The 540-nt window shown below is 40.9% G+C and carries 2 protein-coding genes; both read right to left on the minus strand.

The features are described 5' to 3' along the window. Positions 1–221: acylphosphatase (locus IEY73_RS34870; protein WP_505744164.1), on the minus strand; the 221-nt coding region annotated here is incomplete at its 3' end. Then, the coding region (locus tag IEY73_RS34875; RefSeq protein ID WP_189083265.1) for an agmatine deiminase family protein at positions 161–540 on the minus strand (380 nt) is incomplete at its 5' end. The genes IEY73_RS34875 and IEY73_RS34870, both read right to left, overlap by 61 nt.

A 540-nucleotide genomic window follows, 5' to 3' on the forward strand; every position in this document is an offset into this window, starting at 1 on the left:
AGGGCGTTTAAAAAAGACTCTGTTTGATGAGCGGGTAAGATGATTTCTAAAGCCGCTTGGGTGTTACGCACAAAGCCTACAAGCTCTAATTTTTGAGCTAGGGTATAAATAAAAGGGCGCATGCCCACGCCTTGAACCACGCCAAAAAGCGTGATTTTATTCAATAAAGTTGCATCGTTACACAATGCAAGCTTCCATGCTGTTTGATTAAAGTATTGCAATCAACCCCTATCACTTCTAAGGGCGTGTGTTGTTTTAAGGTTTCTAAAATGAGCGCGTCTTTAGGGTCGTTGTAGGTGGGCACAATAAGAGCGTCATTGCACAATAAAAAATTCACATAAGTCGCCGGCAAGCGTTGTTGGTTTTCATCAAAAATGGCTTTGGGGATTTCTAGGGGGATGAGTTTATAGGGCGTTTTGTCTGGTTTTTTAAAGGTTTTTAATTCTTCTTGCATGTTTTTTAAGGCTGTGTAATGCTCATCGTTTTTATCCTCGCATGCGCTATAAACAATGGTGTCTTTATCTAAAAAGCGAGCGAGCG

This window comes from Mangrovihabitans endophyticus (assembly GCF_014646155.1).
Taxonomy (GTDB): Bacteria; Actinomycetota; Actinomycetes; order Mycobacteriales; family Micromonosporaceae; genus Actinoplanes; species Actinoplanes endophyticus.